The sequence below is a fragment of the Heliophilum fasciatum genome (genome assembly GCF_004341395.1).
Taxonomy (GTDB): Bacteria; Bacillota; Desulfitobacteriia; order Heliobacteriales; family Heliobacteriaceae; genus Heliophilum; species Heliophilum fasciatum.
The window spans coordinates 1-13,044 of sequence record NZ_SLXT01000010.1; the positions used below are offsets into that span (position 1 = coordinate 1).

The window sequence follows — 13,044 nt, forward strand, 5'->3', positions numbered from 1 at the left end:
TAAGACTCCAGAAAGACGATCTGGTCGATCGGCCCGGCATGTACGCACCGCGAGGTGTTTAGTGGACGGGTACGAATCAGTCGAGGTCTTGACCTCACAGGACGTGAGGTCGTTCGTCACCGCCCGGATGGCGAGGGCGACGAACTTCCTTACATCCGCAGGATAATTCATCACTCACTAAAATGACTGTGCAGTTTTCAGGGAGCAGAGGGTCGCAGGAATGTTCCGGGCTTGACAAATTGAATATCAGGCCATTGTCGCGGGGTGGAGCAGTTGGTAGCTCGTCGGGCTCATAACCCGAAGGTCACAGGTTCGAGTCCTGTCCCCGCAACCAAAAAGCAGACAAAGAGAAGGCATAAGTCCTTCTCTTTTTTTATTATTGATAAAAGAGAGTATCAAAATGCCAGGTACTTGAGAAAAAACTTTATCTTAGCACTTTGTTTGATGTTTCCGACGATTGGTTATCTCTATGTTGTTATCACTTTGTTCCGAACCCACACAAGATTGTTAATTCCCTGGATCCCCCTTGCCCGCCGGTAATACCCCCGTTATAATGTGCATAACATAGTGTACTGTATACAGAATAACAAAAACGAAAACGAAAACAAACGCGAGAGAGTATTTGAGGGGAGAATCAACAATGGATGTTTTATTGACATGGGTTGAAGGAGAAGAGGTGCAATACCAGTTTGCTGACTTTGGGAGTTTGCGAGATTTCCGGCTAGAACCTGATCGTCAATACGCGATTGTTGAACTCGCCAGTGGCCAATTGATCGACGATATTCGTCAATATTGCTTTTCCTAACCCCCTTTAAGGGGGTTTTTTTCTGCCCGTTTATCTCCACTGGAATCTGAGTAGTATTAACGTTGTGATTATGTTAAAATACTAGAACCGAAAAAGTCAGACCAAAGGGGGACCATCATGGCAGGACATTCCAAGTGGGCGAATATCAAGCATAAGAAAGCAAAAGTTGACGCGCAAAAAGGCAAAGCATATACAAAGTTAAGTCGTGAAATCCTGTGTGCGGTGCGGCAAGGGGGACCTGATCCCAATGCCAATTTTCGCTTAAAAATAGCTATCCAAAAAGCCAAGGAAGGCAATTTGCCCAATGAAAATATTCAACGGGCCATCCAGCGAGGCAGTGGCGGTGGTGACGGCGCTCAATACGAAGAACTGACTTACGAAGGCTATGGTGCCGGTGGCGCCGCTGTAATGATTCATGCGATGACCGATAATCGCAATCGCACGGCCGGTGAGATCCGCCATCTCTTCTCCAAGTATGGTGGCAATCTTGGCGAGACGGGCTGTGTCGGATGGATGTTCGAGACAAAAGGCGTAATCACCATGGAAGCAGACGAGGAAACTGGGAAGTCTGTTGATGAAGAAGAAGTATTGCTGGTTGCCTTGGAAGCCGGTGCGCTTGATGTGACTTCGTCACCGGATGCAGTGGAAGTGCTCACGGCACCGGAAGAACTGGAGACGGTGCGTGCTGCACTGGCCGAAGCCGGTATGCCCATTGCTTCGGCGGAAGTTACCTTAGTCCCGCAAAATACCATCATGATCACTGATCAGGATCAGGCCACTAAATTGCTGCGCCTGATGGAGATTCTCGAAGAGCATGATGATGTACAGGCCGCTTATTCAAATTTCGATATTGATGAGGCCTTACTGGAACAACTTGACCTCTAGAAATTTAGCTCATCGATAAAAAACTCATCGATAAAAAAAGCAGGGCTCATTAAATGAGCACCTGCTTTTTTTACTTTGATCTAGGCTGTATTTTGCTGTATCGATTAAACTGCTTCGTATGCGGCAACTTGCGGAAGCGGCAAAACGGTTTCCTCTTTGGCTGTCGACAAGGCGATCGACGTGCGGCTGTGACTGACACCGGGCAGCGTAAGAATGCGCTGAATAAGTACGGATTCGAGCTCATGCATGTCTTTCACTCGAATCTTGAGCAAAAAGCCATCTTCGCCGGTAACACGATGACATTCAAGAACATTGGGAATGCGATTGATGAATTCAAGAAATGCGGGAATGGAACTGAGTTGGTCGACACGGAGTGAGACAAAGGCCGTTAGGCCCAGGTTCAAAGCGGATGGATTAAGCCGCGCTTGAAAGCCTTGAATGACCCCTCTTTCCTCCAACTTCTTGATCCGTTCGGCAACGGCAGGGGATGACAGTCCCACCATTGCTGCCAATTCGGTTTGCGTAACCCTACCGTTACGCTGCAGCAGTTGTAGAATTTTTGAATCGATGGAATCATACATACGATTCTGGCCTCCTTGCCCATCCTCTCCATAACTGATTCGAATATATAAAAATTTTTTGAAAAAGTCAAGGATAACTGTAATTCGACAATAAAAATTCTGGATTTGTCTCAAAAATGCATGTGATGGCAAGCCTATAGAAGTAAATATCTTTGTCTTTGTTACTTAATTTTTGAGCAGGTGAGTTCATGGGGAAGTCGATGCGTCAAGGAGCCATGGTGTCGGATATGGGGTGGGCGTCGATCCTTATCTTATTGGTATTCCTGTTTTTATCTTCTTTTACCTTGACCTATTTAGGGGTTATCGCCTACGATAAATGGGTTGCCGTAAAAGAGACTACCAGTGACCCTCGTGATATCTATAATGAACGAATTACGCCCGGTACGGTGATTGAACTGCGTACGGAGTATCGGATGAGTCAACATGTCCAAGTGGAACGATTACCGCAACCGGAAAAATGGACAGGCTATACGGTTCGACAATTATTGCAGCGCTTTCCCGAGCAAGGAAGTTGGCAATGTACCATGCTACCGGGACGCCTGGTACTTGTGCGCACGGTAGACGGGCTTTCGCCGCAGGATGCCTTGCGGCGCCATGCCGGTGTGGCTAACGGAGTGGTGGCGATCATCATCGGTCCGCCCGGGATCAACGGTGGTATTGATCGGCTGACGAAGATCGAACTACACCAGTTGCCACCGGGTTTGCGGCAACGTGTGGAAGCGGGAACATTAGAGATTGCCAGCGAAGAAGAATTAATCCAGATGGGTGCCACTGTGGGAAGGCCGCACGTAGCCGATCAAAGGGCGTTTTCCCAGGAAGATTAAGCACAATAAAAGGGGGAGGCACGCTGATTATTTTAGGGATTGATCCCGGTACGGCCATTTGCGGGTACGGTGTGATCCGGTGCGAAGGCAATCGCTTATCAGCGGTTGCCTTTGGTGCCGTTACTACCGAAGCAGGCACGCCGATGCCGGAGCGTTTGGTGACGATCGCCAACGGATTGGACCAGATTATTGCTATGTATCAACCGGAGCGTGTAGCGATAGAAGAGCTTTTTTTTAACCGGAACGTGACGACAGCCTTAACGGTTGGGCAAGCCCGCGGTGTGGCCATCTTATCAGCAGCGCGCTGTAACATCCCTGTGCGGGAATACACACCGGGACAAGTCAAACAAGCCGTTACCGGTTATGGACGAGCCGATAAAAAACAAGTGCAGGAGATGGTGCGCATGTTGTTAGCATTACCGGCGGTTCCGAAGCCGGACGATGTAGCCGATGCCTTGGCGGTAGCGATTTGCTGTGCCCACAGCTTGGCCGGAGAGGCGGTGTGGCGATGATCGCGTTTTTGCGCGGGCGCTGGGTCGGAAGTGGAGAAGATTGTCTCTTGCTTGAAGTAGGCGGGATCGGGTACCATGTGTATATACCCAACACATTGTTACGACAATTACCACGGCAAGGGCAAGAGATTTTGCTTCATACTCATTACTATGTACGGGAAGATCAAGCGCAGCTTTTTGGTTTTCTTAATGAAGAAGATCTGGCGTTGTTCCGCTGGCTGCTGGAAGTGAGCGGTGTTGGCCCGAAAGTGGGACTGGCGTTAATGTCGACCTTTTCGGCGCAAGACTTGCAGCGAGTGATCATCGCGGAAGATTATTTAAGTTTGACCCGTGTGCCCGGTATTGGCAAACGAACAGCGCAGCGTCTGGTCATTGAATTGCGTGACCGGTTGCTCAAGCAAGGCGTTCGGCCTGTTTGGGTAGAGACGTACCGGACGGCAACACCGGTGCTTTTGAATCAAGCCGCAGAGCCGCAGTCAGAAGTGATAACCGGACAAACGGCAACCGGACAAGCAACTACTGGACAAGTAGCAGCCGGCCAAGCGACCGAAGCGGAGAAGGGCCAACCGTCCGAAGCGCCGTCGTCCAAGCGGATGTCCGGTCGCACCAAAAAGCTTGCCGAAGAAAATATCCCGATCAAACGCAAGCGCGATCAACGGGAAGAAGCGATGGCTGCCTTGCAAGCGTTAGGCTATTCCCTCAACGAAGCCCGTGATGCCGTCGTAGAAGCATCTCATCACGTGGAGCGCGATGCCGACGTCGGTGAATGGGTGCGCGTGGCCTTGAAGGGTTTGGCGCGATTGTGATGCGAAAAGGTGAGGGAACAACGACATGAGCGATGAACAAGCCGAACGCCTGCTTGCAGCAACATCGATGCGCGAAGACCAAGAAAGTGAACTTAGTTTACGCCCTCGGGCGCTGCGGGAGTATATCGGGCAAGACAAATTAAAAGAGAATCTGACCGTGTTTATCCAGGCGGCGCTGAAACGCAAAGAGTCACTTGACCACGTGTTGCTCTATGGCCCGCCGGGGTTAGGAAAAACGACGCTGGCCCAGATCATCGCCAATGAATTAGGTGTACAATTGCGGGTGACGTCGGGACCGGCCATTGAACGAGCCGGTGATCTGGCTGCCATTTTGACGAACTTGCAGCCACAAGATGTGCTGTTTATCGATGAAATACATCGCTTAAACCGCGCTGTCGAAGAAGTGCTTTATCCGGCGATGGAAGATTTCTGTTTGGATATCGTTATCGGCAAAGGGCCGTCAGCTCGCTCCATTCGCATCGACCTACCGCGCTTTACCTTGGTGGGAGCAACAACCCGCGCCGGGATGCTCACATCGCCGTTGCGCGATCGTTTTGGCGTGATTCATCGCCTGGAATATTATCGACCGGAGGAACTGGAAGTGATTGTGGTGCGGGCCGCGTCGATCCTTCAGGTGCCCATCGAACGGGAAGGTGCTTATGAGATTGCGCTACGAGCTCGTGGAACGCCGCGGATTGCCAACCGCTTGCTCAAACGCGTCCGCGATTATGCCCAGATTCTCGCTGATGGTGTGATCACGGCCAAAGTGGCGCACCAGTCGCTGCAGCGCTTAGAGGTCGATCCCCTGGGGCTGGATCATACGGACCGGCGTTTTTTGCATGCCTTAATTCATAAGTTTGCCGGTGGCCCGGTCGGTGTGGAAACCTTAGCGGCGGCGATCAGCGAGTCTGTCGATACGGTCGAAGATGTGGTTGAACCCTATCTGATGCAATTAGGATTTGTTAATCGCACACCGCGCGGACGCATGGCGACGATTGCTGCTTGTCAGCACATGGACTTGTCGGTACCGGCGGCACTGCTGCCTACGGCACTGCCACGGGGCGGGGAAGATGAGTTACCTGATGGCAAACAGCCGCGCTTATTTGTGGACGAATCGTAACAATTCGTAGGTAGCGGGAGCCGGAAAGCGAGGTTGATTCCATGCATATCCTATTGCATACTTGCTGTGCACCCTGTAGTATAGCCGTTGTTGATGGTTTACGCCAAGAAGGTATGACGGTAACTGCTTATTACTATAACCCGAATATTCATCCGTACATGGAATTTCGTCGACGCAAAGAAACGCTGGAAGCTTATGCGCCGACGATTGATCTACCGTTAATTGTGGAAGAAGAATATGAACTGGCCATGTTTTTGCGCAACGTAGCCGAACGACCGGAAGAGCGCTGTGCTTTTTGTTATCAGGTACGTTTGGAACGCACGGCTGCCCAAGCCCGGTCGATGGGGCTTGATGGCTTTTCCACGACGTTGTTGGTCAGTCCTTATCAAAATCAGGATCAGATCGTTGTGATCGGTAATCAAGTTGCCCAAGCCTATGGGATTCCATTCATTGCGCGTGACTTTCGTCCGTCTTTTCGCCAAGGGCAACAAGCGGCCCGGGAACTGGGTTTGTACCGGCAGCCCTACTGTGGATGCATCTACAGTGAGCAAGAACGGTACTATCGTCCACCGGGAGGCAAAGGAGCACCGGCAGAACGACGCACCCCTATAAAGGTGTGAATCAAACCGAACCATATTTAATTAAGAAGGTGAATTTTTTGGAACACTCAACTCGCACGACGGTGACATCATCGCGGTTCCAAGAATCAGGACTCCTTCTTAGTCGGGCTCAGGGGGGAGATGACGCTACACGTAACCTGTTAATCAAGAAGTACACACCTTTTATTCTGCGTGTGTCATCATCGATCAGCAAGCGCTTTGTGCGCTTAGGCAGTGATGATGAAGCGAGCATCGCCTTAATTGCTTTTAACGAGGCAATTACCAATTATCGTGAAGAAAAAGGGATTTCCTTTTTATCGTTTGCGGAAACGGTGATCCGGCGCCGCTTGATTGATTATTTTCGTAAGGAATCTAAAGCGCAAAAAATGATTCCCCTTTCCGCTTTTGATCATTATGATGAAGATGGCAGCGACGAAGCGGTCAATCACTTAGAGAATCAGCAAGCGACGCAGTTCTTCTATGCCGAAAAAGAAGCGTCCGATCGGCGGGCGGAGATCGTGGAATACAATCGCTTGCTTCAAGAGTACGGGATCAGCTTTCAAGAACTGGTTCGCTGTTCGCCGAAGCACGAAGATGCACGGCGGCGGGCGATTCAGGTTGCACGCTTGGTAGCTGAAACACCAAGACATCGGGATTATTTAAAGCTCAAAGGGACGTTACCGCTTAAGGCTTTGGAGCGCGAAGTGGGAGTAAGCCGCAAAACCATGGAACGACAACGCAAATACATTATCGCCGTTGCGGTGCTCTTCATGGAGAAGCTCGATTTCTTAAAAGCATATATAGACAAGGCCTAAGCTATGAAAGGCAGGGGCGGTCTAGTGGGGCGATACGGATTGGTGATGGAGGTTCATGCCAATGAAGCCGTAGTATTAATGCCGGACGGTGAATTCCGGCGGCAGCCCATTGACGGCGAGGTGCCAGAAGTGGGTGACTTGATGCAGGTAACAGAAGAACCACCTACCTTGACCCTGACAAAGAAAGCAGAACAGGATGGAGAACCGCTTGGATGATCGCAGCAGGAGAAGCGCTCGCTTCTCCTGTTTTTTATGTAAGAAAAGGAATGGGACGGTTCATGTCGAAATTTGAGCATGGAGGTGGGCAATGGAATAATGATCAGACGAGAGGATCGCAGGTGGGGTGCAGTGATCGCCACTGTGCTCGGCCTATTTTTTCTGTTTCGGCTGAGTACGGCAGAAGCATTAAGCACCAGTGTCCGTGTGCTTTTGGATGAAGCAAATCAAGTGGAAGTGCGCGTCGTCAGCGGCACTTATCGCTGGAGCGATGAAGCGCGGGTCACGACGAATGCTGGTGACGGGACGATCTGGAAGGGCATCTTGCGCGGTAAAACCATTACCGTCACGGGACCGCAAACCGTTCCGGCTGCGACCGGTACATTGACGTTGGAAGCTGTTGGTACCGGTGAGCATATTTTTGAGGTTAACGGTAAAAAATACCGGGGAGACCTTCGCCTTGTGCCGCTGCTCGACAAAAGTACGCCGACGATGGCAATGATCAACGTTGTCGATGTTGAGCAATATCTTGCCGGTGTGGTCGGTATGGAGATGGGCTACAGCGCACCACCGGAAGCGTTGAAAGCGCAGGCGGTGGCTTCCCGCAGTTACGTCCTCTACCAGTGTGCACGGCGTACGTCCTATCGCTATGACGTATCCAATACGACCTTAAGCCAAGTCTACCGGGGCGTAGAAGCGGAACAACCGCAAATTATTGCGGCGGTTCAACAGACCCGAGGACAAGTGCTCACCATGGATGGGCAAGTGATTGAAGCATTGTTTCACTCGAATGCCGGTGGGCGAACCGAGTCCGCCGTCAATGTCTGGACCAATGATGTTCCCTACTTGCGCAGTGTGGAGTCACCAACGGACAGCTATGCGGAGGTGCTGAGCGCGCAAACCGCCCTGGCCTATCGTTGGAACAAAACTCTTTCCGTTGATCAATTGAGCCAAAAAGCGCGGGCTGTAACCGGCAGTGATCTCGGTACGGTGACGGCGGTGAAAGTGACCAGTGTCAGTCCGGCCGGACGAGTCATGCGTGCGGAACTGGTGGGAACGAAAAGTACCTTGACGATTGGGCGCAGCCAGATCGGCGCGATCTTTAATACACCGTCCCTTTATTGGGGTCTGCCGGCGAATCCGACGGGGAACCAAAGCGCAACAAGCAGCGCAACTTGGAGCGCCATCAACAGTACCGGGGTGGCCGTACCTATCGCGGTACCGGTGACGGTGCTAGGTGCCGGTGGTCCGGTGACGGTCGGTGCAACCGGCGCAGTGATCCATAGTGGCGGTATGGCGGCACTGAACGGCAACCCAGCCGGCAACTCAACTAGCCACCCGACCGGTTCGCCGCTGAACGCGACGATTCATGCCGCCGCCGGCAATTTGACGATTACCGGCAACGGGTATGGTCATGGCGTAGGGATGAGCCAGTGGGGGGCCATGGGCATGGCCAAGAACGGAAAAACCTACATAGATATTCTTCACCATTATTACAATGGCAACAGTCTGCAAGGGCGGTTGCGCATAACAGGAGCAGCGAGTAACCCATGGAAGTAGCACTTTTTGATTACCACTTACCGCCGGAAGCAATTGCCCAATATCCGATCGAACCCCGTGATGCCTCCAAGTTAATGATCCTGGATCGCCGGGACGGAACGGTAGAGCACAAGCAATTTCGTGATTTGCTGGAGGAATTACAGCGCGGTGATGTGCTGGTGCTCAACCGTAGCCGTGTGCTCCCGGCACGGCTTTACGGCCAAAAAGCCGGTACTGATGTAGCGGTGGAAATGGTTTTGCTGACGCCCCAAGGCAACGATTGCTGGGATGTGCTGGTGCGTCCGGGACGGCGTCTAAAACCGGGCAGTACGATTATTTTTGCTGATGGGCGTTTGCATGCAGACGTGATCGGCACGACCGCCTTTGGCGGGCGCCGTGTCAAGCTGCGCTATGCAGGTGACTTGGCGCCGCTGCTCGATGAGATCGGTCAGATGCCCCTGCCGCCTTATATCGTGCAAGCCTTACCGCCGGAACAGGCTGAGCGCTATCAAACGGTCTATGCCCGGGAACGCGGTTCGGCGGCGGCGCCAACGGCGGGATTGCATTTTACACCGGAATTGCTGGAAGCGTTAGCGGCCCGCGGCGTGGAGATCACCTCGGTCCTGTTGCATGTCGGGCTAGGGACGTTCCGACCGGTACAGGCGGAGAGGATCGACGAACATGTCATGCATGCGGAATTTTATCAGATCGAAGCGGACGCTGCTGAGCGGATCAATCGTGCCCGGCAAGAGGGGCGCCGGGTCATCGCCGTTGGGACGACAGTAACGCGGACCTTAGAAACGGTCGCCAGTCAACATTCAGGCAAGATCATTGCCGCTTCCGGATGGACCGATATTTTTATCTATCCGGGATACACATTCCAGGCGATCGACGGGCTGATTACAAATTTTCATCTGCCGAAATCAACCTTGCTGATGTTAATTTCCGCATTAGCCGGAAGGGAAGCGGTGCTGAATGCCTATCAGCAAGCGATTGCTGCAGACTACCGCTTTTTCAGCTTCGGTGATGCCATGTTCATACGGTAAGTTTACGTGATCTAGCTGTTGATGGAGCCGTTAAAGAGAGTTGAGGAGAAGCACAAGTGTCAGTACGATATGAATTAATTGCCCAATGTCCGGAAACGGGGGCACGGGCCGGGTTGTTGCATACGCCGCGGGGTACCTTTAAGACCCCGATCTTTATGCCTGTAGGCACACAAGCGACGGTCAAGACGATGACGCCGGAAGAATTGCAGGATCTTGGTGCGGAAATCATCTTATCCAACACGTACCATCTCTACATGCGCCCTGGGGAAGCGCTGGTCAAAGAAGCCGGCGGGCTCCATCGGTTCATGAACTGGCCCCGTGGGATTTTGACCGATTCCGGCGGTTTTCAAGTATTTAGCTTAGGGCCGTTACGTAAGATTACGGAAGAGGGCGTTTCGTTTAAAAGCCATATAGACGGATCGCAGCACTTTTTCTCACCGGAAAAAGTCATGCAGATTCAAATGGATCTTGGCGCTGATATCATCATGGCTTTTGATGAATGCCCGCCGCACCCCAGCACCTGGGAGTATGCCCGCAATTCGCTCGATGTGACGCTGCGCTGGGCCCGTCGCTGCCAGCAAGCCCATCACCGCGAGGGCCAAGCTTTATTCGGTATCACCCAAGGCGGTATGTATGCGGACTTGCGCCGTGAAAGCGCCCAACGTTTTGTCGAAATGGACTTTCCCGGCTATGGTATCGGCGGGTTAAGCGTGGGGGAACCGAAACCGTTAATGTATGAAATGCTCGATGTGACCGTCCCGGAACTCCCTGCCAACAAGCCACGGTATTTGATGGGCGTCGGCAGCCCCGACTGTCTTTTGGAAGGCGTTGCCCGTGGTGTAGATATGTTTGATTGCGTGCTGCCGACAAGGGTTGCCCGCAACGGCCTGGCCATGACTTCCACCGGTAAGGTCGTGATTCGCAACGCCCAGTATGCCCGGGATTTTGAACCGCTTGATCCCAATTGCAGTTGCTCTACTTGCCGGAATTACAGCCGTGCCTATCTGCGTCATCTTTATAAAGCGGAGGAGATCTTGGCGTACCGCTTGTTGACGATGCATAACCTGCACATGTTGCTGCAACTGATGCGCGATATGCGCCAGGCGATCATTGATGGGTCATTTGTGGCTTTCAAAAAGAGCTTTCTGGCGCGTTATGGGCAGGAATCCCAGGAATAGAGTCGAAATGAGAGAGGAGGTACGTCATAAAAGACGCTATCCACTCCCGTGATCCCGAAGAAATTAAGGAGGAAAAGAAAGCATGGGTTCTGGTTGGTTGATTCTCTACATGGTCGTCATTACCGTCGGTTTTTATTTTCTGGCCATCCGGCCGCAACAACAAGCTGGTAAAAAGCACAAAGAAATGATCGACAACCTTCGCGTTGGGGACAAAATTCTTTCGGCAGCCGGCATGTTTGGTGAAATCACTTTTATCGGTGAAGATCGCATGCTGGTGAAATTTGCCGAAGGCGTAATCATTGAAATGTCACGGACAGCGGTTGTCCGTAAAATTGAAGACGACGAATAAATCAAGCGTGCAACGGTAAAACTACTCCGCGTGACATATTTTGGCAATAACAAAGATAATCGCCAGATTTTTTCACTGATTTTCCAAAAAGATTACATTATAAGCAGGAGAATGGGAATTAGAGTCGAATAATGGACCTATAGGGATTTCGTAGAAATCCAAAACCATAATTCTGTAGAACTTATGAGATCAGGAGGGTCAGGGCGTGAACTGCCAAACACTCAAGCGGAGGATTGAACGCAAACGCAAAGAATTAGATCAAATGTTTCGCTCCAGTAGCGAAACAGGGTTGACTACCGGGGCAATTTATCGCAAGTCCTGTGAACTTGATCGCTTGATCGTTACGTACATGCGCTTGAATCAGCAACTTGAGTTAGATTTTCCCGACTATCAACCGTGGCCGCTGTGCAGATAGCCAGCGGTTTTTTGTTGCCATTTTCTTTAGTTTGACAAGATTTAAATAGGGACAGTATAATCATGATTGGCTGTCTGTTTGTAAAAATAGATAGAATATAGATAAATAATGTGGGAAAAACACGAGGAGGCAGTAGATTGAACACAAAAAAAACGCTTCAATTAGTGGCCATGATTCTTCTCGTGGTCGTTGCGGCGGCTCTCAGTTACAACCCGATTAGCAAGTCCATTAAACTCGGGTTGGATTTGCAAGGCGGTTTGCACGTCGTATTGCAGGCTGTCGAAACGCCTGGAGGACCGGAAGTTACGCGGGAGCAGATTCTCCAAGTCCAGTCGGTTATGGAACAACGGGTCAATGGTCTGGGTGTAACTGAGCCGATCATTCAACCCCAAGGCAATAACCGCTTAGTGATTGAACTGCCGGGTGTACAAAACCCTGAAGAAGCGATCAATCTGATCGGCCGGACAGCCTTGCTGACGTTCCGCACCGCCGACGGTACGGTTGTTGTCGAAGGCAAAGACCTGAAAAAAGCTAAGGAAGCCCTTAGCCCACGGAACAACCAGCCGGAAGTTCTCTTGGAGATGACGGCGGAAGGGACCAAAAAGTTTGCTGATGCAACGCAAGCTAATGTGGGCAAACAAATCGGTATCTTTCTTGATAACGACTTGTTGCAAAATCCCCGGGTCAATGAACCGATTCTCACCGGACAAGCCAGCATTACCGGCTACAGTAATTTAGAAGAAGCACGTAACATTGCCATGTTGCTGAACTCCGGTGCGTTGCCCGTCAAAATGGAGATTGTAGAAAAACGCACCGTTGGGCCGACCTTGGGTGCTGACAGTTTGGAAAAAAGCAAAATTGCCGGGATGATCGGTATTGGCTTGATTTTCGCTTTTATGGTTGCCTATTATCGACTGCCCGGTGTGGTCGCCGTCATTTCGCTGGTGCTTTATTCTGTGATTGTGCTCGGAGCTTTGACGCTGCTCAAGGCGACGCTGACCTTGCCGGGGATCGCCGGTTTTCTCTTGTCCATCGGGATGGCCGTCGATGCGAACGTCATCATTTACGAACGGCTCAAGGAAGAATTGCGCCGCGGCAAAACCTTGCGTGTGGCCATTGAAGACGGTTTCAACCGGGCCATGCATCCCGTTGTCGATTCTAACGTAACCAGCTTGATTGCCGTAGCTGTGTTGTTCTTCCTGGGCCACGGCACAATCAAAGGTTTTGCGGTCACCTTGGGGATCGGTGTGTTGGCCAGCTTATTTACCGCGATCACATTTACCCACTATCTGCTGCGCCTGACCCATTCCAGCGGTCTTTTTAACAATTCGAAACTTTACGGGGCATAAAGGAG

16 protein-coding genes, 1 tRNA gene and 1 rRNA gene are annotated in these 13,044 nt (G+C 51.4%); 17 read left to right on the forward strand and 1 reads right to left on the reverse strand.

Features of this window, described 5'->3' with window-relative positions; all coding sequences use genetic code 11:
- From EDD73_RS06840 to EDD73_RS06850, 4 genes are all read left to right on the forward strand, one after another.
- A 23S ribosomal RNA gene (locus EDD73_RS06840) occupies positions 1-96 on the forward strand; the annotation flags it as partial.
- 162 nt (positions 97-258) lie between these two features.
- Positions 259-334 (forward strand) — tRNA-Met (locus EDD73_RS06845).
- 306 nt (positions 335-640) lie between these two features.
- Positions 641-805, forward strand: a complete 165-nt coding sequence (locus EDD73_RS14845) for a hypothetical protein (protein ID WP_165876363.1) — start codon at positions 641-643, stop codon at positions 803-805.
- A 117-nt stretch (positions 806-922) separates the two neighbouring features.
- Complete coding sequence (locus EDD73_RS06850) at positions 923-1,690, forward strand: YebC/PmpR family DNA-binding transcriptional regulator (protein WP_131919047.1); 768 nt, start codon at positions 923-925, stop codon at positions 1,688-1,690.
- Between the two features lie 104 nt (positions 1,691-1,794).
- Here the strand turns inward: EDD73_RS06850 and EDD73_RS06855 are convergent, their stop codons facing one another.
- The gene (locus tag EDD73_RS06855; RefSeq protein ID WP_131919048.1) at positions 1,795-2,271 is read right to left on the reverse strand and encodes an Lrp/AsnC family transcriptional regulator; all 477 of its coding nucleotides are present in this window, start codon (positions 2,269-2,271) and stop codon (positions 1,795-1,797) included.
- Between the two features lie 188 nt (positions 2,272-2,459).
- Between EDD73_RS06855 and EDD73_RS06860 the strand changes: the two genes are divergently transcribed.
- From EDD73_RS06860 to secD, 13 genes are all read left to right on the forward strand, one after another.
- The gene (locus EDD73_RS06860) at positions 2,460-3,095 is read left to right on the forward strand and encodes a hypothetical protein (protein ID WP_131919049.1); all 636 of its coding nucleotides are present in this window, start codon (positions 2,460-2,462) and stop codon (positions 3,093-3,095) included.
- A gap of 23 nt (positions 3,096-3,118) precedes the next feature.
- The gene (ruvC, locus tag EDD73_RS06865; RefSeq protein ID WP_131919050.1) at positions 3,119-3,607 is read left to right on the forward strand and encodes a crossover junction endodeoxyribonuclease RuvC; all 489 of its coding nucleotides are present in this window, start codon (positions 3,119-3,121) and stop codon (positions 3,605-3,607) included.
- On the forward strand, positions 3,604-4,413 hold the full coding sequence (ruvA, locus tag EDD73_RS06870; protein WP_131919051.1) for a Holliday junction branch migration protein RuvA: 810 nt from the start codon (positions 3,604-3,606) through the stop codon (positions 4,411-4,413). The genes ruvC and ruvA overlap by 4 nt, the downstream gene beginning before the upstream one ends.
- Positions 4,414-4,438: 25 nt before the next feature.
- A complete protein-coding gene (gene ruvB, locus EDD73_RS06875; protein WP_131919052.1) occupies positions 4,439-5,533 on the forward strand; it encodes a Holliday junction branch migration DNA helicase RuvB in 1,095 nt (364 codons plus the stop codon).
- 41 nt (positions 5,534-5,574) lie between these two features.
- Positions 5,575-6,153, forward strand: a complete 579-nt coding sequence (locus tag EDD73_RS06880) for an epoxyqueuosine reductase QueH (protein WP_131919053.1) — start codon at positions 5,575-5,577, stop codon at positions 6,151-6,153.
- A gap of 38 nt (positions 6,154-6,191) precedes the next feature.
- A complete protein-coding gene (gene sigI / locus EDD73_RS06885; protein WP_131919054.1) occupies positions 6,192-6,947 on the forward strand; it encodes an RNA polymerase sigma factor SigI in 756 nt (251 codons plus the stop codon).
- A 24-nt stretch (positions 6,948-6,971) separates the two neighbouring features.
- On the forward strand, positions 6,972-7,163 hold the full coding sequence (locus EDD73_RS06890) for an anti-sigma factor domain-containing protein (RefSeq protein WP_165876364.1): 192 nt from the start codon (positions 6,972-6,974) through the stop codon (positions 7,161-7,163).
- A 99-nt stretch (positions 7,164-7,262) separates the two neighbouring features.
- Positions 7,263-8,723: a SpoIID/LytB domain-containing protein gene (locus EDD73_RS06895; protein WP_165876365.1), complete on the forward strand. Its 1,461-nt coding sequence runs from the start codon at positions 7,263-7,265 to the stop codon at positions 8,721-8,723.
- Positions 8,714-9,748 (forward strand): tRNA preQ1(34) S-adenosylmethionine ribosyltransferase-isomerase QueA, encoded by a 1,035-nt coding sequence (gene queA / locus EDD73_RS06900; protein WP_131919057.1) that lies wholly within the window; start codon positions 8,714-8,716, stop codon positions 9,746-9,748. The genes EDD73_RS06895 and queA overlap by 10 nt, the downstream gene beginning before the upstream one ends.
- Before the next feature lie 56 nt (positions 9,749-9,804).
- On the forward strand, positions 9,805-10,926 hold the full coding sequence (gene tgt, locus EDD73_RS06905; RefSeq protein WP_131919058.1) for a tRNA guanosine(34) transglycosylase Tgt: 1,122 nt from the start codon (positions 9,805-9,807) through the stop codon (positions 10,924-10,926).
- An 82-nt stretch (positions 10,927-11,008) separates the two neighbouring features.
- Positions 11,009-11,275, forward strand: a complete 267-nt coding sequence (gene yajC / locus EDD73_RS06910; protein ID WP_131919059.1) for a preprotein translocase subunit YajC — start codon at positions 11,009-11,011, stop codon at positions 11,273-11,275.
- A gap of 205 nt (positions 11,276-11,480) precedes the next feature.
- Entirely contained in the window at positions 11,481-11,690 is a 210-nt protein-coding gene (locus EDD73_RS06915; RefSeq protein WP_131919060.1) for an aspartyl-phosphate phosphatase Spo0E family protein, read from the forward strand.
- A gap of 137 nt (positions 11,691-11,827) precedes the next feature.
- On the forward strand, positions 11,828-13,039 hold the full coding sequence (gene secD, locus EDD73_RS06920; protein WP_243116827.1) for a protein translocase subunit SecD: 1,212 nt from the start codon (positions 11,828-11,830) through the stop codon (positions 13,037-13,039).
- Positions 13,040-13,044: the final 5 nt, after the last annotated feature.